Origin of the sequence: Nonomuraea sp. NPDC049725 (genome assembly GCF_040674795.1) — a bacterium.
GTDB lineage: Bacteria > Actinomycetota > Actinomycetes > Streptosporangiales > Streptosporangiaceae > Nonomuraea > Nonomuraea ceibae.
Map to the genome: position 1 here is coordinate 89,689 of NZ_JBFANJ010000005.1, position 22,477 is coordinate 112,165.

Annotated in this window: 22 protein-coding genes; 12 read left to right on the top strand and 10 right to left on the bottom strand. The window is 72.0% G+C overall.

What is annotated here, in order from left to right:
* Positions 1-22: 22 nt before the first annotated feature.
* The 3 genes from AB0J53_RS14645 to AB0J53_RS14655 are packed head-to-tail and all read right to left on the bottom strand — an operon-like array spanning position 23 to position 3,218.
* A complete protein-coding gene (locus AB0J53_RS14645; RefSeq protein ID WP_364172123.1) occupies positions 23-928 on the bottom strand; it encodes a site-specific tyrosine recombinase XerD in 906 nt (301 codons plus the stop codon).
* Between the two features lie 17 nt (positions 929-945).
* The gene (locus AB0J53_RS14650; RefSeq protein WP_219502612.1) at positions 946-1,557 is read right to left on the bottom strand and encodes an NUDIX hydrolase; all 612 of its coding nucleotides are present in this window, start codon (positions 1,555-1,557) and stop codon (positions 946-948) included.
* Positions 1,554-3,218, bottom strand: coding sequence for a CTP synthase (locus tag AB0J53_RS14655; protein ID WP_364172125.1), 1,665 nt, complete (start codon positions 3,216-3,218; stop codon positions 1,554-1,556). Before AB0J53_RS14655 ends, AB0J53_RS14650 begins: the two co-directional genes overlap by 4 nt.
* Before the next feature lie 110 nt (positions 3,219-3,328).
* Here AB0J53_RS14655 and AB0J53_RS14660 point away from each other — a divergent pair, with 110 nt between their 5' ends.
* Genes AB0J53_RS14660 through AB0J53_RS14670 form a run of 3 tightly spaced genes read left to right on the top strand, consistent with a single transcriptional unit; the run spans position 3,329 to position 5,889 of the window.
* Positions 3,329-3,973: an acyltransferase gene (locus AB0J53_RS14660; RefSeq protein WP_364172127.1), complete on the top strand. Its 645-nt coding sequence runs from the start codon at positions 3,329-3,331 to the stop codon at positions 3,971-3,973.
* A 39-nt stretch (positions 3,974-4,012) separates the two neighbouring features.
* Positions 4,013-5,128, top strand: coding sequence for a nitronate monooxygenase family protein (locus AB0J53_RS14665; protein ID WP_364172129.1), 1,116 nt, complete (start codon positions 4,013-4,015; stop codon positions 5,126-5,128).
* A 17-nt stretch (positions 5,129-5,145) separates the two neighbouring features.
* On the top strand, positions 5,146-5,889 hold the full coding sequence (locus AB0J53_RS14670) for a GntR family transcriptional regulator (protein WP_364172131.1): 744 nt from the start codon (positions 5,146-5,148) through the stop codon (positions 5,887-5,889).
* Here the strand turns inward: AB0J53_RS14670 and AB0J53_RS14675 are convergent.
* The gene (locus AB0J53_RS14675) at positions 5,882-8,233 is read right to left on the bottom strand and encodes an FAD-dependent oxidoreductase (protein WP_364172133.1); all 2,352 of its coding nucleotides are present in this window, start codon (positions 8,231-8,233) and stop codon (positions 5,882-5,884) included. The genes AB0J53_RS14670 and AB0J53_RS14675 overlap by 8 nt on opposite strands.
* Positions 8,234-8,301: 68 nt before the next feature.
* On the opposite strand from AB0J53_RS14675, the gene AB0J53_RS14680 reads away from it, so the two are divergent.
* A complete protein-coding gene (locus AB0J53_RS14680) occupies positions 8,302-9,207 on the top strand; it encodes a choline/ethanolamine kinase family protein (protein WP_364172135.1) in 906 nt (301 codons plus the stop codon).
* Between the two features lie 4 nt (positions 9,208-9,211).
* A complete protein-coding gene (locus AB0J53_RS14685) occupies positions 9,212-9,805 on the top strand; it encodes a DUF4126 domain-containing protein (RefSeq protein ID WP_364172137.1) in 594 nt (197 codons plus the stop codon).
* Between the two features lie 187 nt (positions 9,806-9,992).
* Here the strand turns inward: AB0J53_RS14685 and AB0J53_RS14690 are convergent, their stop codons facing one another.
* Entirely contained in the window at positions 9,993-11,462 is a 1,470-nt protein-coding gene (locus AB0J53_RS14690) for an SDR family oxidoreductase (protein WP_364172139.1), read from the bottom strand.
* 184 nt (positions 11,463-11,646) lie between these two features.
* Here AB0J53_RS14690 and AB0J53_RS14695 point away from each other — a divergent pair, with 184 nt between their 5' ends.
* The 4 genes from AB0J53_RS14695 to AB0J53_RS14710 all read left to right on the top strand — a co-directional run bounded on the left by AB0J53_RS14695 (position 11,647) and on the right by AB0J53_RS14710 (position 14,101).
* On the top strand, positions 11,647-12,252 hold the full coding sequence (locus AB0J53_RS14695; RefSeq protein ID WP_364172141.1) for a hypothetical protein: 606 nt from the start codon (positions 11,647-11,649) through the stop codon (positions 12,250-12,252).
* A 55-nt stretch (positions 12,253-12,307) separates the two neighbouring features.
* Positions 12,308-12,886 (top strand): Uma2 family endonuclease, encoded by a 579-nt coding sequence (locus tag AB0J53_RS14700; RefSeq protein ID WP_364172143.1) that lies wholly within the window; start codon positions 12,308-12,310, stop codon positions 12,884-12,886.
* A 55-nt stretch (positions 12,887-12,941) separates the two neighbouring features.
* Positions 12,942-13,295 carry an extradiol dioxygenase gene (locus AB0J53_RS14705; RefSeq protein WP_364172145.1) on the top strand — a complete coding sequence of 118 codons (354 nt, stop codon included), beginning with the start codon at positions 12,942-12,944 and terminating at the stop codon, positions 13,293-13,295.
* Positions 13,296-13,378: 83 nt separating this feature from the next.
* Positions 13,379-14,101 carry a PepSY domain-containing protein gene (locus AB0J53_RS14710; RefSeq protein ID WP_219502581.1) on the top strand — a complete coding sequence of 241 codons (723 nt, stop codon included), beginning with the start codon at positions 13,379-13,381 and terminating at the stop codon, positions 14,099-14,101.
* 54 nt (positions 14,102-14,155) lie between these two features.
* On the opposite strand, the gene AB0J53_RS14715 is transcribed toward AB0J53_RS14710, so the two are convergent.
* From AB0J53_RS14715 to AB0J53_RS14735, 5 genes are read right to left on the bottom strand one after another with little or no spacing between them, the layout of a single operon-like run.
* Complete coding sequence (locus tag AB0J53_RS14715) at positions 14,156-14,506, bottom strand: VOC family protein (RefSeq protein WP_364172147.1); 351 nt, start codon at positions 14,504-14,506, stop codon at positions 14,156-14,158.
* A gap of 16 nt (positions 14,507-14,522) precedes the next feature.
* Complete coding sequence (uvrB, locus tag AB0J53_RS14720) at positions 14,523-16,631, bottom strand: excinuclease ABC subunit UvrB (protein ID WP_364172149.1); 2,109 nt, start codon at positions 16,629-16,631, stop codon at positions 14,523-14,525.
* Between the two features lie 36 nt (positions 16,632-16,667).
* Entirely contained in the window at positions 16,668-16,901 is a 234-nt protein-coding gene (locus tag AB0J53_RS14725) for a helix-turn-helix transcriptional regulator (RefSeq protein ID WP_219502572.1), read from the bottom strand.
* A 14-nt stretch (positions 16,902-16,915) separates the two neighbouring features.
* Positions 16,916-17,770 (bottom strand): ABC transporter permease, encoded by an 855-nt coding sequence (locus AB0J53_RS14730; RefSeq protein ID WP_364172151.1) that lies wholly within the window; start codon positions 17,768-17,770, stop codon positions 16,916-16,918.
* Positions 17,767-18,645 (bottom strand): ABC transporter ATP-binding protein, encoded by an 879-nt coding sequence (locus AB0J53_RS14735; RefSeq protein WP_246644362.1) that lies wholly within the window; start codon positions 18,643-18,645, stop codon positions 17,767-17,769. Before AB0J53_RS14735 ends, AB0J53_RS14730 begins: the two co-directional genes overlap by 4 nt.
* Before the next feature lie 180 nt (positions 18,646-18,825).
* On the opposite strand from AB0J53_RS14735, the gene AB0J53_RS14740 reads away from it, so the two are divergent.
* The 3 genes from AB0J53_RS14740 to AB0J53_RS14750 are packed head-to-tail and all read left to right on the top strand — an operon-like array spanning position 18,826 to position 22,463.
* Positions 18,826-20,454: an SPFH domain-containing protein gene (locus AB0J53_RS14740; RefSeq protein ID WP_364172153.1), complete on the top strand. Its 1,629-nt coding sequence runs from the start codon at positions 18,826-18,828 to the stop codon at positions 20,452-20,454.
* On the top strand, positions 20,451-21,680 hold the full coding sequence (locus AB0J53_RS14745; RefSeq protein ID WP_219502560.1) for an SPFH domain-containing protein: 1,230 nt from the start codon (positions 20,451-20,453) through the stop codon (positions 21,678-21,680). Before AB0J53_RS14740 ends, AB0J53_RS14745 begins: the two co-directional genes overlap by 4 nt.
* Before the next feature lie 9 nt (positions 21,681-21,689).
* The gene (locus AB0J53_RS14750; RefSeq protein WP_364172155.1) at positions 21,690-22,463 is read left to right on the top strand and encodes a sporulation protein; all 774 of its coding nucleotides are present in this window, start codon (positions 21,690-21,692) and stop codon (positions 22,461-22,463) included.
* Positions 22,464-22,477: the final 14 nt, after the last annotated feature.

The window sequence follows — 22,477 nt, forward strand, 5'->3', positions numbered from 1 at the left end:
GCACGACCCAAAAGACTATAGATCACTGGCGGGCCCGTGGATGCGCCGCCGCGTAGACCTCGCGAAGTTTGTCGACGGTGACGAGTGTGTAGACCTGGGTGGTGGTGACGGAGGCGTGGCCGAGCAGCTCCTGGACGACCCGGACGTCGGCACCGCCATCGAGCAGGTGGGTGGCGAAGGAGTGGCGCAGCACGTGGGGCGAGATCCCGGCGAGGCCGGCGCGCACGGCGGCGGCCTGGAGCACCTCCCAGGCGCCCTGGCGGGTCAGCCGGCCGCCTCTGGCGTTGAGGAACACGGCGGGGGTGCCGCGGCCGTGGGCGAGCAGGCCGGGCCTGGCGCGCACGACGTAGGCGTCGAGGGCGGCGCGGGCGTAGCGGCCGAGGGGGACGATGCGGGTGCGGCCGCCCTTGCCGCGCAGCCGTACCTGGTCGTCCTCCAGGTCGTCGACGGCCAGGCCGACGGCTTCGGAGATGCGGGCGCCGGTGCCGTACAGGACTTCGAGCAGGGCGCGGTTGCGCAGGGTGAGGGGGGCGCCGTCGGGGCCTGATGCGGCGATGAGGCGTTCGACCTCGTCGACGGCGATGGCCTTGGGCAGGCGGCGGAGCTGGCGCGGCGGCCGTACCTGGTCGGCGGGGTCGTGGGCGGTGACGCCTTCGCGCAGGGCGAAGCGGTGCAGGCCGCGCACGGCGGAGACGGCGCGCGCGGCCGAGCTGGCCACGAGCGCCGGGTGGTCGCCGTCTCCCTCGCGCAGGGCGGCGAGGAAGGCGCGCACGTCGGCCTCCCCCACCTCGTCGAGGCGGAGGCGGCCGCGGGCGCGCAGGTGTTCCAGGTAGCGGCGCAGGTCGCGACGGTAGGAGGCGAGCGTGTTGGCAGCCAGGCCCCGCTCCACCGCCAAATGGGCGAGGTAGCTGGAGAGCACCGCCTCCACGATGGTCCTTCCGGTCGTCAGGCCTCGGGCGCGTCGGCGGGGCGCAACAGGCCGAACCCCTCAACCGAAGCCGTGTATGCGGCGAGGATACCGGCCACGGCCGGGGAATTGTGGATCATTCCCATCAGGGCCTTCTCGACGGCGTCGGCGAGGGGCACCCATTCGACCGGCATGCCGATCTCCTCGTGACGGTGCACGAACCCGTTCTCCTCGTCCGGGATCTTGGTGAGGTCGCGGGCGAGGAAGACGCGGATGCGCTCGTCGGACATGCCGGGCGAGGAGTAGAGGTCGACGAGCGTGTGCCAGGTGGCGGCCCGGTAGCCGGCCTCCTCGGCGAGCTCGCGGGCGGCCCCTTCGACCAGGGGTTCGCCGGGCACGTCGCGGATCCCGGCGGGCAGTTCCCAGAGCAAATGGCGGGTCGGGTGGCGGTACTGGCGCAGGAGCAGGACGCGGTTCTGCTCGTCCAGGGCGAGGACCGCGACGGAGCCCGGGTGGACGACGTAGTCGCGGTCGGCGTGGTCGTCGCCGGGCATCCGGACGGTGTCGGTGACGACCTCGATGACGTGTCCCGAGAAGCGCTTCCTGGTTTCGAGAACGTCCCAGCGCTCGGGCGTGTCCTGGATCCTCACTTGGCCGCCTTCGCGCTCACGCGGCTGTCGGCGTAGGCGAGCGCCGCGTTGACGAGGCCCTTGAACATCGGGTTGGCGCGGGTGGGCCGGGAGCGGAACTCGGGGTGGGCCTGGGTGCCGATGAAGAACGGGTGCGTGTCGGCGGGCAGCTCGGTGTACTCGACCAGGCGGCCGTCGGGCGACAGGCCGGAGAAGACCAGGCCGACGCTCTCCAGCTTGTCGCGGTAGGCGTTGTTGACCTCGTACCTGTGGCGGTGGCGCTCGTCGGCCTTGGCCCGGCCGCCGTAGAGCTGGCGGGCCAGCGTGCCCTCGCCGAGCTTGGCGGTGTAGCTGCCCAGGCGCATGGTGCCGCCCATGTCGCGCTCGCCGGCGACGACGTCCTCCTGGTCGGCCATGGTGGAGATGACCGGGTGCTTGGTGTCGGGGTCGAACTCGGCGGAGTTGGCGTCGGTGATGCCGGCCATGTTGCGGGCGGCCTCGATGACCATGCCCTGCATGCCGAGGCAGATGCCGAGCAGCGGGATCTTGTTCTCGCGGGCGTGGCGGATGGCGCCGATCTTGCCTTCGATGCCGCGCACGCCGAACCCGCCGGGGATCAGCACGCCGTCGGCGCCGTCGAGCTCGCGCTCGGCGCCCTCGGGGGTCTCGCAGTCGTCGCTCTTGACCCAGCGGATGTTGACGCGGGCGTCGCAGGCGAAGCCGCCGGCGCGCAGCGCCTCGGTGACCGACAGGTAGGCGTCGGGCAGGTCGATGTACTTGCCGACGAGCGCGATCGTGACCTCCTTGGCCGGGCGGTGCACGCGGCGCAGGAGCTGCTCCCACTCCTTCCAGTCGACGTCGCGGAAGGGCAGGCCGAGGCGGCGCACCACGTACGCGTCGAGGCCCTCGGAGTGCAGCACCTTGGGGATGTCGTAGATGGAGGCGGCGTCGACGGCGCTGACGACGGCGTCCTCGTCGACGTCGCACATGAGGCTGATCTTGCGCTTGATGGCGGTCTGCACGGGCCGGTCGGAGCGCAGCACGATCGCGTCGGGCTGGATGCCGATGCTGCGCAGCGCGGCGACGCTGTGCTGGGTCGGCTTGGTCTTGAGCTCGCCGGACGGGCCGATGTAGGGCAGCAGCGACACGTGCAGGAAGAACACGTTGTCGCGGCCGACCTCGTGGCGGATCTGGCGGACGGCCTCCAGGAACGGCAGCGACTCGATGTCGCCGACGGTGCCGCCCACCTCGGTGATGACCACGTCGACGTCGGGGCCGGCCATGCCCCGGATGCGGTCCTTGATCTCGTTGGTGATGTGCGGGATGACCTGGACGGTGTCGCCGAGGTATTCGCCGCGCCGCTCCTTGGCGATGACGTTGGAGTAGACCTGGCCGGTGGTGACGTTGGCCGAGCCGTGCAGGTCGGTGTCGAGGAAGCGCTCGTAGTGGCCGACGTCGAGGTCGGTCTCGGCGCCGTCGTCGGTGACGAAGACCTCGCCGTGCTGGAACGGGTTCATGGTGCCGGGGTCGACGTTGAGGTACGGGTCGAGCTTCTGCATGGTGACCCGGAGCCCGCGGCCCTTGAGCAGACGGCCCAGGCTGGAGGCGGTGAGGCCCTTGCCGAGACTGGAGGCGACACCGCCGGTGACGAACAGATGCTTGGTTTGCGATGCGCTGCGCAAGGAGGCTCCCGTGGCTCGAGGTGTGGCCGATGTGTCCACGGGCTCTCAGGATATCAAACAACGCCCCCGACATGCCCGAACAGGATGACCTAGCGGTAACTTTGGTCCCTATGTCACTTGTACGGCGGGCGTTCGGCACGCTGATCCACCGGGCCTACGCCGCGATCCGCGACGCGGGTGCCATCACTCCCGAGACGCCCGCGGGTCACGGGTTCCGCCGTCTGGGCGACGGCGCGAAGATCGCCTTCCCGCCGGGCGCGATCTTCGGGGAGCGCTGGATCGAGATCGGCGACCACACGCTGATCGGCGAGCGGGTGTCGATCTCGTGCGGCATGTGGCCGGGCGTGGATCTGGGCCCCGGCTCGATCCTGCGGATCGGCGGGTCCTGCTCGATCGGGCGGGGCACGCACATCGTGGCCCACCAGTCGATCGACATCGGCGACGACGTCTTCACCGGCCCGTACGTGTACGTCACGGACCAGAACCACGTCTACGACGACCCGGACGTGCCGATCGGCAGGCAGTGGCCGCGCAACAGCCCGGTGTCGATCGGCTCGGGCTCGTGGCTGGGCGCGGGGGCGATCATCCTGCCGGGCACCCGGCTGGGCCGCCAGTGCGTGGTGGCGGGCGGCGCGGTGGTGCGCGGCGAGTTCCCCGACCACAGCGTGGTGGCGGGGGTGCCGGCGCGGCTGGTGCGGCGTTACGACCCGGCGCACGGTTGGCACGATCCAGCGGTGGCGCTGGCGGTCGACTGACCCTGGACCGAACATCCTTCTGGCGGTTAGCGTCAGTGCATGCGGACCGCCATCACCCGGCTTCTGGGCATCGAGTTCCCGCTGTTCGCCTTCAGCCACTGCCGTGACGTGGTGGCCGCGGTCACCAACGCGGGCGGGTTCGGCGTGCTGGGCGCGATCGCGTACACCCCCGAGCGGCTCGACGCCGAGCTGACCTGGATCGACCGGCAGGTGGGCGGCCGGCCGTACGGGGTGGACGTGCTCGTGCCCGGCCGGGTCGACGCGGCCGCGCCGGGCGGCGTGGCGCGGGCGATCCCCGAGCGGCACCGCGACTTCGTCGCGCGCCTGCTGGCCAGGCACGGCGTGCAGGCGGGCCCGGAGCGGGACGGCGGCGGCGCGGACGAGTTCGGCAGGCGGGTGACGGCGGCGGGCGCGGCCGGGCTGGCCGAGGTGGCGCTCGGGCATCCGATCGGGCTGATCGCCAGCGCGCTCGGGCCGCCGCCGCCAGAGCTGGTGGCGCGGGCGCGGGAGGCGGGCGTGCCGGTGGCGGCCCTGGTCGGCACCGTGGAGCACGCGCGCAGGCAGGTGGCGGCGGGCGTGGACATCGTCGTCGCGCAGGGCGCCGAGGCGGGCGGTCACACCGGCGAGATCTCCACGATGGTGCTGGTGCCGCAGGTGGCCGACGCGGTCGCGCCGGTCCCGGTGCTCGCGGCGGGCGGGATCGCCTCGGGCCGTCAGATGGCGGCGGCGATGGCGCTCGGCGCGCAGGGCGTGTGGTGCGGGTCGGTCTGGCTGACGACGGAGGAGGCCGAGACGTCCCCCGCCGTCCGGCGCAAGCTGCTGGCCGCCTCCTCGCTCGACACGGTCCGCTCGCGCTCGCGCACCGGCAAGCCCGCCCGGCAGCTCCGCTCGGCCTGGACCGACGCCTGGGACTCCGCCGAGGACAGCCCGGGTCCGCTCGGGATGCCGCTGCAGATGCTGGTGGCCGAGCGGGCGATGGCGCGGATCGGCGCGGCGGCCGAGCGCGGCGAGCCCGGCGCGGTGGAGCTGGCCACCTACTTCGTCGGCCAGGTCGTCGGCCAGCTCGACCGGGTGCGGCCGGCCCGCGAGGTGGTCTACGGGATGGTGTACGAGTTCGCGGAGGCGGTGGAGCGGTTGGCCGGGCTGTCCCGGTGACCGGCTACGATGCCCGAATGGTCGGGAATCCTCCCGAGTTGGAACGCGGCACCGGGGTTCCCGCGCACGTGCAGATCGAGCGCTGGCTGCTCGACTCGATCGCCGGCGGCGACATGGCGCCAGGCGACAGGCTGCCCGGCGAGCGCGAGCTGGCGGGCCGGCTCGGCGTGAGCCGGATGACGCTGCGCCAGGCGCTGGCCACGCTGGAGCGCGACGGGGTGCTGGTCAGGGTGCCGGGCCGGACCGGCGGCGCGTTCGTCGCCGAGCCGCGCATCGAACGCGACCTGACCGGCCTGGCCGGGTTCACCGAGCAGGTGCGGCGCGCGCACCTGCGGGCCGAGGCGCGCATCCTGACGGCCGCCACCGTGCCCGCTCCCGCCGCCGTGGCCGCCGCGCTGCGCGTCGAGCCCGGCTCGCCGGTGCACGAGGTGGCGCGGGTGCGCTCGGCCGGGCGCTCGCCGCTGGCGCTCGAACGCTCCTTCTTCCCCGCCCTGCCCGGCTTCCTCGCCCAGGACCTGACCGGGTCGCTGTACGCGCTGCTGGCCGACGGGTACGGCCTGGCGCCCCGCACCGCGCTGGAGCACCTGGACCCGGTCATCGCCGGGCCCGCCGAGGCGGCCGAGCTGGGCATCGAGCCCGGGGCGCCGCTGATGCGCGTCGAGCGGACCGCCTACGCGGCCGACGGCGCCCCGGTCGAGCACGCCCGCGACCTGTTCAGGCCGGACCGGGTGCGGATCTCGGTGCGCAGCGGCGTCACGTGACGACGGTCGCGGGCACCCAGGCGCCCTCCACCTCGACCTCCACCCCGGAAGCGTCGTCCGCGTCCTTCTCCAGGTAGGCGTAGGCGATCGACTGACCGGCGGTGTGGCCGTAGCCGCCGGAGGTCACCCGGGCCACGACGCGGCCGTCGAGGCGGACCGGCTCGTTGCCGAGCGCCACGGCGCGCGGGTCGGCGAGCGCCAGGCGGCGCAGCCGGCGCGGCGGGTCGGGGTCGAGCGCGTCGCGGCCGAGGAACTCCTTGTCGAGCTTGACGCAGAAGCCCAGCCCGGCCTCGTACGGCGTGGTCTCGGGCCCGATGTCGGCGCCCCACACCCGGTAGCCCTTCTCCAGGCGCAGGCTGTCGATGGCCCGGTAGCCGCCCGCCACCAGCCCGTACGGCTCGCCCGCCCGCCACAGCGTCCGCCACAGCCCGAGCCCGTACTCGGTGGAGCAGTAGAGCTCCCAGCCGAACTCGCCGACGAACGTCACCCGCAGCGCCAGCACCGGCACGTCGCCCACGGTCAGCTCGCGCGCGGTCATGAACGGGAAGTCCAGCGGGTCGGGCGTGAGCGTGGCGAGGATGTCACGGGCGCGCGGCCCCCACAGCGCGAAGCAGGCGCGGCTGCCGGTCACGTCGGCGATCCGGACGTCGGCGCCGCGCAGCCGGGCCTGCTTGCGCAGCCAGCCGAGGTCGTGGGAGCCGAACGCGGTGCCGGTGACGACGAGGAACTCCCGCTCGCCGCGCCGGGTGACGGTGAAGTCGCACTCGATGCCGCCGCGCCGGTTGAGCGCCTGGGTGTAGGTGACGTCGCCCACCCGGCGGGCGACGCGGTTGGCGCACACCCATTCGAGCAGCGACGCGGCGTCGGGGCCGGTGACCTCGATCTTGGCGAACGAGCTCTCGTCGAACAGCCCGGCCGTGGTGCGGGTGGCGTGGTGCTCGGCGGCGACGGCGGGCGACCAGTTGCGGCCCGCCCAGCCGTGCGGCCGGACGCCGTCGCCCGCGGGCTCGTTGGACGTGTAGTAGTTGACCCGCTCCCAGCCGGCCTTCTCGCCGAAGACCGCGCCGTGGGCGGCATGCCAGGCGTAGGCGGGCGAGGTGCGCAGCGGGCGGCCCGCCGCGCGCTCGTCGCCGGGGTAGCGGATGTCGTAGTAGGTCTCGTAGTTCTCCACCGCGCGGGCCAGCGTGTAGGACGGGGAGCGGTAGTGGGCGCCGAAGCGGCGGACGTCCATGTGCCAGACGTCCATGCCGGGCTCGCCGTCGACGATCCACTCGGCCATCACCCTGCCGATGCCGCCCGCGCCGGCGATGCCGTGGGCGCAGAACCCGGCCGCCACGTAGAAGCCGCCGACCTCGGTCTCGCCCAGGCAGAACTCGTTGTCCGGGGTGAACGCCTCCGGGCCGTTGATGAGCTTGCGGATGCCGACGTCGGCCATCGCGGGCACGCGGACGCGGGAGTTCTCCGAGATCTCCTCGAACCTCGGCCAGTCCTCCGCCAGCAGCCGCCCGTTGAAGCCGGCCGGGATCGCGTCGTAGGACGACTCCCCCGCCGTCCACGGCGCGCAGGTGCGCTCGTAGCCGCCCATGACGAGCCCGCCGACCTCCTGTCGGTAGTAGACGAGCAGGTCGGGGTCGCGCAGCGTGGGCAGCCCGGCGTGCTCGTGGAAGCCGTCGGTGACCACGTACTGGTGCGACATCGGCACGATCGGGACCCGCACCCCGGCCATCCGGCCGATCTCGGCGGCGAACATGCCGCCGCAGTTGACGACCACCTCGCAGTCGATGTCGCCCTGGTCGGTGCGCACCCGCGTGACCCGGCCGCGCTCGACGTCCAGGCCGAGGACCCGGACCTTGGTGCGGATCCGCGCGCCGCCCTCCCTGGCCCCGGCCGCCAGCGCGTAGCACAGCCGTGACGGGTCGATCTGGCCGTCGGTCGGCAGGTAGGCGGCGCCGACGACGCCCTCGGTGCTCATCAGCGGGAACAGCTCGGCCGCCTCGGCGACGGAGATCTCCTCCAGCGGCAGGCCGAACGTGCGGGCCCAGCCGATCTGGCGGCGGATCTCGGCCATCCGCTCCGGGGTGGAGGCGAGCTTGATGCCGCCGCACTCCGTCCACCCGGCGTCGAGGGTGCGGTAGAGCTCGACGGAGTACTGGTTCATCCGGGTGAGCGTCGGATCGGCGCGGAGCTGGCCGACCAGGCCCGCCGAGTGGAAGGTCGAGCCGCTGGTGAGCTCGTCGCGCTCCAGCAGGACGACGTCCCGCTCGCCGAGCTTGGTGAGGTGGTAGGCGACGGAGGCGCCGCCGACGCCGCCCCCGATGATCACGATGCGCGCCGAGTCGCTCATGCCCGCGAGGCTAACCGGCGGGCCGTAAAAGGTCTAGACCGTTTAGCGGGGCGGAGCTAGCATCGACCATGGCCGTGCTCGAGATCCTCGACCGCATCCCCCTGCTGGCCGGCGTGCCGCGCTCCGTGGAGGAGCTGCCCGGCGGCCTGACCAACCACAACTACAAGGTCACCACCCCCGGCGGGGCGTACGTGGTGCGGGTGTGGGCCAGCGACGGGTCGCTGCTGGCCATCGACCGCGACGCCGAGCACGCCTCCTCGATCGCCGCCGCGCGGGCGGGCGTGGGCGCGCCGGTGCACGCCTACCTGCCGGGCGAGGGGGTGCTGGTGGTGGGGTTCATCCCGGGGCGCACGTTCACGGAGGACGACGTGCGCGACTCGGCCAACCTGCCGCGGGTGGCCGAGGCGTGCCGGCGGCTGCACGCGGGGCCCCGGTTCGTGCGCGACTTCGACATGTTCGACGTGCAGCGGCGCTATCTGGCGATCGTGCGGGAGCGGGGGTTCCGGCTGCCGGACCGGTACCTGGAGTTCATGCCCGTCGTTGAGCAACTCCGTAAATGTCTGGAAATAAGGGCAGAAGGCACCGTTCCGTGTAACAACGACCTGTTGCCGGGCAACATCATCGACGACGGCCGGCGGCTGTGGCTCATCGACTACGAGTACGCCGGCAACAACGACGCCTGCTTCGAGCTGGGCAACGTGTGGAGCGAGTCGGACCTGTCGCTCGACCAGCTCGACGAGCTCGTCACCGCCTACTACGGCCGCCGTCTGCGCCACAAGATCGCCCGTGCCCGGCTGCTCGGCCTGATGGCCAAGTACGGCTGGACCCTGTGGGCCTCCATCCAGGACGGCGCCAACGACACGATCGACTTCGACTTCTGGTCGTGGGGCATGGAGAAGTACGAGCGCGCCGTGGCCGAGTTCACCGCCGGTGGGCTCGGGCGCCTCATGGACGAGGCCGCCCGGGCAGACTAGGGGCATGCTCGCCGCACTGACCGGGCTCGGCCTGTCCACCGCCGCCGGGCTCAACGCCTACATCCCGCTGCTCGTCGTGGGCGTGCTGGCCAACCTGACCGACCGGGTGCGGCTGCCCGACGGCTACGCGTGGCTGTCCCACTGGGGCGTCCTGGCGATCATCGCCGTGCTGCTGGCGGCGGAGATGGTGCTGGACAAGGTGCCCGCCGTCGACACCGTCAACGACCTGATCCAGACCGTCGTACGGCCCGCGTCCGGCGGCGTCGTCTTCAGCGCCACCAGCGCCGCCGCCGAGCTCGACCGCTCCACCTGGATGACCGAGAACCCGTGGGCGTCCTGGCTGCTCGGCATCGTGGTCGCGCTGGCCGTGCACGCGCTCAAGACGGCGGCCAGGCCCGTGGTCAACGCCGGCACCGCCGGGGCCGGGGCGCCGGTGGCGAGCGTTGCCGAGGACACGGGCGCGCTCGGCATGAGCCTGGTCGCGATCTTCCTGCCTCTGCTGGTGATCGTCCTGCTGGCACTGTTCGCGCTGGCCGCCTGGTGGACGATCGGCAAGGTGCGCCGCTACCGCGCCGGGCGCAGGCGGCCGCCCGGCTAGCGTCCTGCCGGATCATCCCCCGGGCTGACCCGTCATCCCCCTCGGGGCTGATCCGCCCGCGCCCGCCCGTCCCGTACCGTCCGATGACGTGCGGACTCGTCGTGGCCCCCGCCCGCGCCCGCACACGGGCCCGGCGGCGCACCCGCGCCGCCGGGCTCCCCGGCCCGTCACCACGGCGGTACGGGCCTCATGACCCGGATCGTTCCCGGCGCCGGGCCGCGGCGGCCACGTTGACCGGCATCCGGCCGAAGATCAGGCCGTGGAAGGGCGAGATCGCCCACCAGTAGAGGTGGCCGAGGAGCCCGTGCGGGTGGAAGATCGCCCGCTGGGTGTAGACCGTCCGGCCGCCGGAGCGGTCGACGCCGAGCTCCAGCCAGGCCAGGCCGGGCAGCCGCATCTCGGCCCGCAGCCGCAGCAGCCGGCCGGGAAGCACCTCCTCCACCCGCCAGAAGTCGATCGTGTCGCCCACCCGCAGCCGCGCCGGATCGCGCCGGCCGCGCCGCAGCCCGACGCCGCCGACGAGCCGGTCGGCCAGCCCCCTGAGCTTCCAGGCGACCGGCAGCGAGTACCAGCCGTTGCGGCCGCCGATGCCCTCGATCACCTGCCACAGCGCCTCCGGGCTCGACGGCACGGCCAGGCTGCGGTCGTCGACGAAGAGGCTGCCTCCCGCCCAGTCGGGGTCGGTGGGCAGCGGGTCGCTGGGCGCGCCGGGCGTGGACGCCGAGGACCAGCGCGTGGCGACGTCGGCCTCCCTGATCTTCATCAGCGCCAGCGACACCGCTCGGCGGAAGCCGATCAGCCCGCCCTCGGGGTCGGGCACGTGGCGGGCGATGTCGTGCTCGCCGCACACGGCCTCGTTGCGCAGCGACTCCACCAGCGGGCGGGCGATGCTCGCCGGGACCGGCGTGACGAGCCCCACCCAGAGGCTCGACAGCCGGGGGCTGAGCAGGGGCACCGGGAGGATCAGCCGGGGCGGCAGCCCGGCCACGGCGGCGTACCCCTGCATCATGTCGGCATAAGTCAGGACATCGGGCCCGCCTATGTCGAACCCTCGGTTGACCGTCCCCGGCACCTCCGCCCACGCGACCAGATACCGCAGCACGTCCCGTACCGCGATCGGCTGGGTGCGGCTCCGCACCCAGCGCGGTGTGGTCATCACCGGCAGCCGTTCGGTCAGGTAGCGCAGCATCTCGAACGACGCCGACCCCGACCCGATGATCATCGCGGCGCGCAGGACCACCGCCGGCACCGCGCCCCCCAGGAAGATCTCCCCCACCTCGGCCCGCGACCGCAGATGCGGCGAGAGCGCCTCGCCGGCGGCCGGACCGCCCAGGTAGACGATCCGCCGCACCCCCGCCTCGGCCGCCGCCGCCGCGAACGTCCGCGCCGCCAGGCGGTCCCGCTCGGCGAACCGGCCGCTCGCCCCCATCGTGTGGATCAGGTAGTACGCCACCTCCACCCCGTCCAGTGCCCGCCGCGTCCGCCCGGCGTCCGTGGCGTCGGCCTCGGCCACCTCCGTACGCGCCGCCCACGGCAGGTCGCGCAGCCGCCCGGCAGAACGCACCATGCACCGCACGTCATGACCGGCGGCCAGCAGTTCGGGGGCCAGCCGCCCGCCGATATAGCCGGTCGCCCCTGTGACCAGGCACAACGGCATGCCACGCCTGTTCCCCCGGCACCGTCCGTCATGCGTGGGGGCGCGGATCGCGGGACATGTCCGAGGAGCTCGGCCTGAGGTGATCAAGGGCGGCGGGGAACCCGGAGCGGCCGCCCGCGCGTTGGTCCGTGCGTTGGTGCGTGCCCTCGGCACGGCTATTCTCAAGGCGAGAACTCAACAGGAGGTGGCCACGATCAGCGAAATCGTCCTCATCGTGCTGGTGATCCTGGCGTTCCTCCTGCTGCTGACCGGGGTCGGCGTCTACCTCCTGGTCAAGCTCGGCAGGAAGGCCGCCACCAAGGCCAAGCAGGCCACGACCCGGCTGACCACGCACGTCAACGCGATGGGCACCGGCGACGCCGCCGAGGTCGAGCGCCTCCGCCTCGACCTGCGCCGCGAGGTGTCGCTCACCCGCCAGGCCGTCGAGCAGGCGCAGGCCCAGGGCTGGGGCCTCGGCGACCTGCCCCGCCTGCTGGCCGACCTGACCGCCCAGGCCGACGTGCACGACGGCCAGCTCGGCATGTACGCCCAGCAGCGCCGCCTCTCCCCGTACGTCGACCACGCCACGCTCGACCGGCTGCGCCAGCACCAGGCCAGGCTGACGGCCATGTGCGCCCGCATCCGCGCCGACCTGCTCAGCGACCAGGTCCACCACTCGGCCACGGGCATCGACGACCTCGACACGCGCACCAACCTGGAGATCGAGTCCCGCCGCCCCGCCCCCGACCCCCTCGACGAGATCGACGACCTCTACCGCAAGACCATGCAGGAACGCCGCGACCCCTCCTGACGACTACGGATCGTGGCATGATCCGTCACACGGTCACCGTCCAGGAGGCGCATCGATGAGCACGGCCCTGCCGGAGTGGTTCTCTCCGGGCCCTCCCGGCGGCTGGACCGCCGACATGCTCGACCGTCTCCCTCCCGGCGCGCCTGGGCACGTCGAGCTGATCGACGGATCCCTCGTCATGCGGTCCCCCCAGACGCTGTTCCACATGCTCGCGCTCAGGTTGTTCGAACGGGAGCTCACGCCTCCCGAGCATCTGGTCGTCGTCCGCGAGATGACCGTCACCCTGGGGCTGCGGCAGCGTCCCGAGCCGGACATCCTCCTGGTGAAGGACACCGCGGCCCAGCGGGTCGGCCTGACCAGCTTCAAGCCTGAGGACGTCCACCTCGTCGTCGAGGTGGTGTCGGAGGAGTCCCGCGACAGGGATCGAACGACCAAGCCGAGCAAGTATTCGAGCGCGGGGATCACGTACTTCTGGCGTGTCGAGCTGGAGGACGAACGGCCCGTCGTCCACACGTTCGAGCTGGAGCCCGCCGTCAAGGCGTACGTCCCCACCGGCATCCACCGCGGCCGCCTGCGCACCGACATCGGCTTCCCGGTGGACATCGACCTTGATCTGGACAAGGTCAGACGCTGAGCCCGCTGGGGCGTGGGTTCTTCCCGTGCGGGGCGCCGGGGGCGACACTGTGAGGGTGATTCGCGGACTGCATCTGCTGTTCCACAGCCGGGATCCGGAGGCGGACCGGGCGTTCCTGCGTGACGTGCTCGGGTGGCCGTACGTGGAGGACGCGGCGTCCGGGGCCGGGTGGCTGATCTTCAGGACGCCGCCGGCCGAGCTGGGCGTCCATCCGACCGACGCCGATCCGGTGGTGACGCTGCACCTGATGTGCGACGACGTCGCCGGGACCGTCGCCGGTCTCGCCGCGCGGGGCGTGGCCGCCGGTCCCGTCACCGACGAGGGGTACGGCCTGGCGACGACGCTCACGCTGCCCAGCGGCGCCACGATCGGCCTGTACGAGCCGCGTCACGCCAGCCCGCTCGGCTGAGCGAGCGTCATGCGCGGGCCGGGAACCGTACAACAGTCCTTGACCGGGTGATATACCAGCACATTCCGGGCAGTCGTCCCCGCATGAACGGGGAGACCAAGCGCAACAAGATCATCGGCGCCACGCTGGCGAGCGCCGCACTGCTGACCGGCGCGGGCTGCGGCCCGGCCGCGCCGGGCGAGACCGGGACCGCTCAGGCGGCCGGGTCGCCGGCCCCCGCGCCGACCGGCACGGAGGACATGCCCGTCGACCCGGGGAGCCCGCCCGTGGACCCGGAGGACTCGCCGACGGACCCCGAGGCCTCGCCCACGGGCACGGACGCGACGCCCTCCCCCACCGACGGCAGCCCCTCGCCGGGCGCCACCACGGCAGGCGTCGCCGATCTCAAGAAGGCCGCCGAGGCCGCACTCGCCGCTGTCCCGAACTCCACGCTCATCTCCATCGAGAGCGAGGAGGGCGGCAAGCTCTGGGAGGTCCAAGTCGTCGACAACACCGGCGCCGAGCAGCAGATGGACGTCGACGGCGCCAGCGGCCAGGTGGTGAACGGCCCCACCGCCGAGGAGTCGGACGCCGAGGACAAGCAGAAGCACCTGGAGCGGGTCAAGGCCGCCAAGCTCACCTACGCCCAGGCCGCCGACAAGATCGCCGCCTCGGTCCCGCAGGGGCGCATCACCGAGCTGAACCTGGACAGCAGCAACGGCAAGACCGTCTGGGAGTCGGACGTCGTCACCCCCAACGGCACCAAGCACGAGGTGACGGTCGACGCGGCCACCGGCGACGTCACCAAGAACAGCTCCACCAGCTGACCCCGCCCACCCGTCCGTCAAGGGCCCACGCCACCACGCGGCGCGGGCCCTCCCTCATGCCCGGGGCCTCAGGGCGCCGCCGAAGCTGAGCTCGTTGCCTTCGGGGTCGCGGTAGGTGACCTTGGTGACGCCGCCCTCGTACGTCTCGCGGCGGGCGGGCTCCAGGCCGCGGGCGGCCAGGCCGGCGACCCGGGCGTCCAGGTCGTCGACGAACGCCAGCACCAGCGCGTGGCCCGCCCGCTCGGGCGCCTGCACGATGTAGACGTGGCGGCCGGGGGCCACCTCCCACACCGCCTCGATGTCGTTGGGCAGGAACGACGGCGGCCCGCCGAACAGCCGCTCGTACCACGGCAGCGCGGCGGCGTAGTCGGTGACGGGGATGCCGGCGAACAGGTCGAGCGACACGTCGTCCTCCAGAGAGCTAGCTGATGCCGGCCTCGCGCATGTCGCGAAGCTCGCGCTTGAGCTCCTTGATCTCGTCACGGAGCCGGGCGGCGACCTCGAACTGGAGGTCGGCGGCCGCCTGGTGCATCTGCTCGGTGAGCGACTCGATCAGCGACTCCATCTGCGCCCTCGGCAGCTCGCCGGCGATGGCCTTGGCGTGCTGGCCGGCCTTGGCGGCGGCGAAGCCGGGGACGGGGGCCTTGCCCCGGGACTGGCTGCGCCCGCCGCCCATGAGCTGCTGGGTGTCGGCGTCCTCGCGCTGCAGCGAGTCGAGGATGTCGGCGATCTTCTTGCGCAGCGGCTGCGGGTCGATGCCGTTGGCCTCGTTGTAGGCGACCTGCTTGGCCCGGCGCCGGTTGGTCTCGTCGATGGCCCGCTCCATGGACGGCGTGACCTTGTCGGCGTACATGTGGACCTGGCCGGAGACGTTTCGGGCGGCGCGGCCGATGGTCTGGATGAGCGACGTCTCGGAGCGCAGGAAGCCCTCCTTGTCGGCGTCGAGGATGGCCACCAGCGACACCTCGGGCAGGTCGAGGCCCTCGCGCAGCAGGTTGATGCCGACGAGCACGTCGTACTCGCCGACGCGCAGCTCGCGCAGCAGCTCGATGCGGCGCAGCGTGTCGACCTCGCTGTGCAGGTAGCGGACCCGGATGCCGAGCTCCAGCAGGTAGTCGGTGAGGTCCTCGGCCATCTTCTTGGTCAGCGTGGTGACCAGGACGCGCTCGTCGCGGTCGGCCCGCTCGCGGATCTCGTGCACCAGGTCGTCGATCTGGCCCTTGGTGGGCTTGACGACGACCTCCGGGTCGACCAGGCCGGTGGGCCGGATGACCTGCTCGACGACGTCGCCCTTGACGCGGCCGAGCTCGTACGGGCCGGGCGTGGCCGACAGGTAGACGGTCTGGCCGATCCGCTCCAGGAACTCCTCCCACTTCAGCGGCCGGTTGTCCATCGCGGACGGCAGCCGGAAGCCGTGGTCGACGAGCGTGCGCTTGCGGGAGGCGTCGCCTTCGTACATGGCGCCGATCTGCGGCACGGTCTGGTGGGACTCGTCGAGCACCAGGACGAAGTCCTCGGGGAAGTAGTCGAGCAGCGTGTTGGGGGCGCTGCCGGCGGGGCGGCCGTCCATGTGGCGGGAGTAGTTCTCGATGCCGGAGCAGGTGCCGATCTGGCGCATCATCTCGATGTCGTAGGTGGTGCGCATGCGCAGCCGCTGGGCCTCCAGCAGCTTGCCCTGGCGCTCCAGCTCGGCCAGCCGGTCGGTCAGCTCGGCCTCGATCCCGGCGACGGCGGCGGCCATGCGCTCCTCGCCCGCGACGTAGTGGGAGGCGGGGAAGATGTAGAGCTCTTCGTCCTCGGTGATGACCTCGCCGGTCAGCGGGTGCATCGTGGACAGCTTCTCGATCTCGTCGCCGAACATCTCGATGCGCACGGCGAGCTCTTCGTACTTGGGGATGATCTCGATCGTGTCGCCGCGCACCCGGAACGTGCCCCGGGTGAAGGCCAGGTCGTTGCGGGTGTACTGCATGTCGACGAGGCGGCGCAGGAGCTGGTCGCGGTCGACGTCCATGCCGACGCGCAGCCGGGCCATGCGGTCGACGTACTCCTGCGGGGTGCCCAGGCCGTAGATGCAGGAGACGGAGGCGACGACGATGGTGTCGCGGCGGGTGAGCAGCGAGTTGGTGGCCGAGTGGCGCAGCCGCTCGACCTCGTCGTTGATCGAGGAGTCCTTCTCGATGTAGGTGTCGCTCTGCGGGACGTAGGCCTCGGGCTGGTAGTAGTCGTAGTAGGAGACGAAGTATTCGACCGCGTTGTTGGGCAGCATCTCGCGCAGCTCGTTGGCGAACTGGGCGGCGAGGGTCTTGTTGGGCTGCATGACGAGCGCGGGCCGCTGCAGCCGCTCGATGAGCCACGCGATGGTGGCGGTCTTGCCGGTGCCGGTGGCGCCGAGCAGCACGCTGTCCTTGGCGCCGGCCTTGACGCGGCGCTCCAGCTCGGCGATGGCCGTCGGCTGGTCGCCCGAGGGAGTCATCTCGGTGACGACCTCGAACGGCGCCACCTTCCGCTGCAAATCTGTGACCGGTCGCATGCTGCCCACTTTAGGCGGCCCGACCGACAGAATCGGTCAGGCCGTCCGCTCCCCGATGCGGGGGAAGGGCGCGGTGGAGAAGACGACCTCCACCGGCACCTCGAAGTATTCGGCTATCCGCAGCGCCAGGTAGAGGCTGGGGCTGTATTCGCCCCGCTCCAGGTAGCCGACGGTCTGGTAGTGGACCCCCAGGGCGTCGGCCAGCTGCCTGCGGCTGACGCCCCGCTCGGCGCGGAGCAGGGCGATGCGGTTGTAGACGGTCTCGCTCATCGTCGCCCATCTTCTCAGCCGATGCGCTGCAGTGCCCGATCGCGCCGCGACTGCATGAGGGAGCCCGACTCGCGGCGGGCCATCCGGCGCAGGATCGGCGGCGCGAGCAGGAGCCCGGCCACGGTCCAGGCCAGCAGCACGCCGATCGTCGGCAGGGTGCGCCAGGAGCCGCCCAGCTCGGCGGCGGCCGCCGCGCCGGGCAGCAGGGCCGAACGCATGCCGAGCCCCAGCCAGTAGATCGGGAACGCCTGGGCCAGGCCCTGCAGCCAGCCGGCGAGCGCGGTGATCGGGTAGAAGATGCCGGAGATGGCGGTGAGCGCGCCGAAGCAGAGCATCGACAGCCCGGCGGCGGTCTGCGGGTTGGCGCTCAGCGAGCCGATGACGGCGCCCAACGGCAGCATGGCGGTCAGCCCGAGCACCGCCACCCAGAGCACGGTGAGCCAGCCGCCCGCTCCGGCGGCGGCGAGCTCGGGCAGCAGGATCAGCCCGGCGACGGACACGAGCAGGAGGCTGCCGAGCGCGGAGAGCGAGACCGACACGACGCGGCCGACCAGGTAGCCGAGCATGCCCTGCGGCAGCGCCTTGGCCCGCAGCAGCGTGCCGTCCTCGCGTTCGACGGACAGGGAGCCGACGGCGCCCATGAGCCCGTTGAAGGCCATGCCGAGGCCGAGGATGCCGGGCATCGTGGCGGCGGCGAGCGACAGGTCGGTGCCGGGCACGGTCGCGCCGCGCTGGAAGTAGAGCACGGTGACGAACGCGGCCGTGGTGACGAGCGTGAAGCCGATGTCCTGGGGGTTGGCGAGGGCGTGCCGGAACTCGATCCACCCTCTGGCCAGGCCGAGCCGGGCGGCGTGCGCGGTGGGGTTCATCCTTCCTCCTTCTTGAGGATGGCCATGTAGGTGTCCTCCAGCGTGGCGCGCCGGACCTCCAGGTCGCCGATCTGGTCGCCGTACTGCTGGAACAGGCCGCGTACGAAGCCGGTGGCGTCCTCGGTGGCGTGCACGAAGTGCTCGCCGTCGCGGCTCCAGCGGACCTGGGCGTCGCGGGAGGCCTCGCGTGACAGCTTGTCGGCGCTGCCGTCGGCGACGATCCGGCCGCCGGCCAGGATGAGGATGCGGTCGGCGAGCTTCTCGGCCTCGTCCAGGTCGTGCGTGGTGAGCAGGATGGTGGTGTCGTCCAGGTCGGACAGCCGGTGCACCAGGTCGTGGAAGTCGCGGCGGGCCTGCGGGTCGAAGCCGGCGGTCGGCTCGTCGAGGAAGAGCACCTCGGGGCGGCCGACGATGCCGATGGCCACGTCGAGGCGGCGGCGCTGGCCGCCGGACAGCCGGCTGACGCGCTGCCCGGCGTGCCCGGTCAGGCCGACGGCCTCGATGAGCTCGGCGGTGGGCGTGGGGCGCCGCCGGCCGGGGGCGGAGTAGGGCGCGTAGTAGCGGCCCAGGTGGTCGAGGAGGCCGTGGACGGTCCAGCGGCCGTGGTCGCGCCAGGACTGCAGGACGACGCCGAGGCGGGCCCGCCAGCGTTCGTCGCCCTTGACGGGCTCGGTGCCGAGCACCCGCACGTGGCCGCCCGACGGGGCGCGGAAGCCTTCGAGGATCTCGATCGTGGTGGTCTTGCCCGCGCCGTTGGGGCCGAGCAGCGTGACCACCTCGCCGGGGGCCACCCGGAAGTCGACGCCGCGCAGCACCTCGTGGGTCCCGTAGCTCATGCGCAGGTCGCGGACCTCGATGGCGGAGGCAGCTTTCATCACAGTGATGTCTCCATCCAGTGTCGTAGCAGCGCCCATGACCCCCTCCATATAGTAGGTGTACTACATTGATAGCACACATACTATTGATCGCAATACTTCTATGACATTCGATTGCAAGCGATCTTTAAGTCGCACCCGATACGGTCGAATCCGCCTGTAGCGGAAGAGGAAGGTGCGATGTCACGACCCAGAGAGGCCTTGATCCAGGCAGGCCAGGGCGTAGCCCAAGCGGTCGCCCAAGGAGGAAACGTACGCCAGGCCATGAGCCAGGCGGTCGGGCAGGTCGCCCAGCAAGCGGGCCAGCTCGGCGGGCAGGGTCAGGGCTTCGCCCTCAACCCGCACGACTTCGCCGCCGCCCGTGACGGCGGCGTGTCGATCGGCACGCAGATCGAGGCGCGCACCGCGTCGCTCAACGAGGCCGGCGAGATCGTCAACCGCAGCTTCGCCGAGAACGGCATGCACGTCATCTCCCCGGTGGTGATCCCCAAGGGCAACACCGCCAAGGTGATCGTGCCGCTGGGCATCCTCATCGTGCTCGGCCTGATCGGCGCCCTCGGCAACGTCATCCCCAACACCGAGCTGTTCTTCGGCCCGCATTACTGGGTCGTGCTGGTGCTGGCGGCCGTGTTCCTGTGGTGGCGGCGCAGCGTGGTCATGGTGCCCGAGGGCTGCAAGGCCCTGATCACCAAGTTCGGCAAGCTCGTGCACATCGCCGACCCGGGCCGCGTGACGCTGCTCAACCCGTGGAAGCGGGTCAGCTACATCGTCAACACCACCCGCGAATACCCCTTCAACGCGCCCATCAGCGAGGCGCCCACCCAGCAGGGCGTCAAGGCGAGCGTCGACCTGTTCCTGCAGTTCAGGATCGAGAACCCGGCCGAGTTCATCTTCGTGCTCGGCTCGGTGAGCGGCTTCCAGTCCAAGCTGCAGAACGCCATCAGCGAGGTCACCCGCTCGCTGATCTACGCCCAGCGCGCCGAGGACATCTACGACCTGGTGGGCGAGAGCACGGTCGGCATGCTCGACAACCTCAACCAGCAGTTCCTGCCCGCCGTGCGCCTGACCGACGTGAACATCACGCACGCCGAGCCGTCCAGCCAGGAATACCGCATGGACCTGGCCGCCCCCGAGATGGTCCGCGTGGCCAAGGAGGCGTACACCTACGAGTACGAGCTCCAGCTCCGCAAGGAGCAGAACGAGGGCGACCTGATCAAGGAGCTGGCCGGGCTGCAGGAGACGCTGAGCGCCATCCAGGCCGAGATCGCCGGCTACCAGGCCCGCATGGACACCGCGCTGGAGCGGGCCACCCACCAGGCGACCGCGCAGGCCAGGCAGCGCCTGGTCGAGGCCGAGTCCTCCGCCAAGGCCAACTCGGCGCTGCTGGAGGCGCAGGCGCTCGACATCCGGGCGCTCAGCGCCGCCGAGGCCCCCGAGATCCTCGACTACCGCTTCCAGCAGGACCTGCTGGACAAGCTGGAGACGGTCTCCGGCCGGCTGCCCCAGGTCGTGCACGTCGGCGAGAACAGCGACATCGACTTCCTGGAGCTGGCCCAGCAGCTCGTCGGCAGCAAGGCCGCGGTGCTGTTCACGCCCGAGGACATGGCCGCCATCCGCTCCCGCCTGGCCGAGATCGGCAGGCGCGTCTCCGGCCGCGAGGCCGAGATCGGCGCCCTGCTCAAGAAGGTCGAGGACGAGGTCACCGAGGCGCCCGACCCGGACCTCGCCGTCCTGGGCTCCCCCGAGGGCCGCCATCACGCCGCCCCCGAAGGCGCCGTCCCCCAGAGCATCGAGGGTGAGGTCCGATGAGCCGCGAGTTCTCGAAGATCAAGGAGTCGCTGGCGTCCTGGTCGGAGATCCGCCAGCTGCTGCGCGGCGGCGAGCAGGGCCAGCTCGTCCCCGTCGTGATCCCCAAGGACCGGCGCGGCTTCTCCTGGATGGCGCTGGTGTTCATCGCGGTCTACTTCGCCGGGATGGCGGTGCTGACCGACTGGACCGTCATGGCCGCGCTGGCCGCGCTGTTCTTCCTGCTCGTGGCGCTGCTGACGGTGTGGCGCCGGGCCATCATCGAGATCGAGGAGGGCACCACCGGGGTGCGCAGCCACTGGGGCGCCATCACCGGCACGCTGCCCCCTGGCCGCCACTACCTGTGGCTGCCGTGGGACCGGGTCGACGCGGTCGTCGACACCTCCACCGAGATCCCGTACTCGGCGCCGATCGTGGCCTGCCCGACCGCCGAGAACGTGCCGCTGAAGTCGATCGAGTTCTTCCTGAAGTTCCGCATCGTCGACCCGGTGGCGTTCGTCCGCACGATCGGCGCCGGCAACTTCGACCTGGTGCTGTCCAGCGCGGTCCAGGACGCCATCCGGCAGCGCAGCCGCAGGGTCAACACCGAGCGGGCCTACGACCTGCGCGGCTCCGACGTCGGCGACATGCAGGACGCGCTCAACCGCCAGCTCGGCCGCTACGGGGTGCGCGTCACCGGCGCCAACATCCCCGACGTGCAGCTGCCCGACCAGTACCAGCAGCACCTGTCCACCCGCGAGAAGGTCGCCAAGGAGCTGTCGGCCTACGAGCGCGAATGGGAGCTGACCCGCAAGCGCCGCATCGACACGCTGCTGATGGAGATCGAGCGGTCCAAGAAGACCCGCGACGCCCGCGTGGTCGAGGTCAAGGCCGCCCACAACAAGGCGCGCAAGGACGTGGCGCGCATGCTGGAGGAGCAGGAGACCGAGGCGCAGCGGGTGCGCTGGGAGATCGAGGCGCGCGGCCGGGCCGAGCTGACCGCCGCCGAGAACGAGGCCAAGGCGCTGCGCCGGCTGGCCGAGTCCTACCGCGACAACCGGGCCGTGCTGCAGTACGAGCTGGCCCGCAAGCGCCTCGACGTGGGCGCCAAACTGGCGGAGAACGCCCCGCAGCCGCTGGTGGTCCGCACCCAGCAGGGCGGCGGCGACTCCGCGCTGTCCACCCTGCTGCTGGCCCAGCTTCTCCCCCGCTTCTCGGCCAACGGCAAGGACCAGGCGCCGACCCCCTAAGGAGGACTCATGGTGTTCCGCAAGCTGATGGCCGCGTTCGGCGCGGGCGTCGAAGTAGACACGGTGCTGACCAACGCCACCGTGCGCCCCGGCGAGCCGCTGCGCGGGGTGGTCAACTTCCGCGGCGGCGGCTCCGACTACAAGGTGGAGGGCATCTACCTGGACCTGACCGCCGTGGTCGAGGTCGAGTCGGGCGACAACGAGTACAAGACGACCTACAGCTTCCTGCGCCAGGCGGTGGCCGGGCCGTTCCAGCTCGCCGCCAAGGCCGAGCACGGGCAGCCGTTCGAGATCCCGGTGCCGTGGGAGACGCCGATCAGCGCGATCGGCGGCCACGCGCTGCCCGGCATGCGGCTGGGCGTGCGCACCGAGCTCGCGCTGGCCGGGGCCCTGGACAAGGGCGACCTCGACCCGCTGTTCGTCACCCCGCTGCCGGCGCAGGAGCACGTCATCCGCGCCCTGGACCGGCTCGGCTTCCAGTTCAAGAAGGCCGACCTGGAGCGGGGCACGCTGCACGGCTCGACGATGCCGTTCTTCCAGGAGATCGAGTACTACGCGGGCGGCCAGTGGCGGCGTCACTTCAACGAGCTGGAACTGACGTTCATCGCCGGGCCGAGGCAGATGGAGGTCATCCTGGAGGCCGACCAGCGCGGCGGCTTCCTGACCTCCGGTCACGACTCCTACAACCGCTTCACCGTCCGCTACGGCGACGCCCCGGAGGCCGTCGACCAGGCGCTCCAGCACGGGCTGGAGCAGATGGCGCGCCGGCGCGGCTGGTTCTAACCGGCCCCGCGACG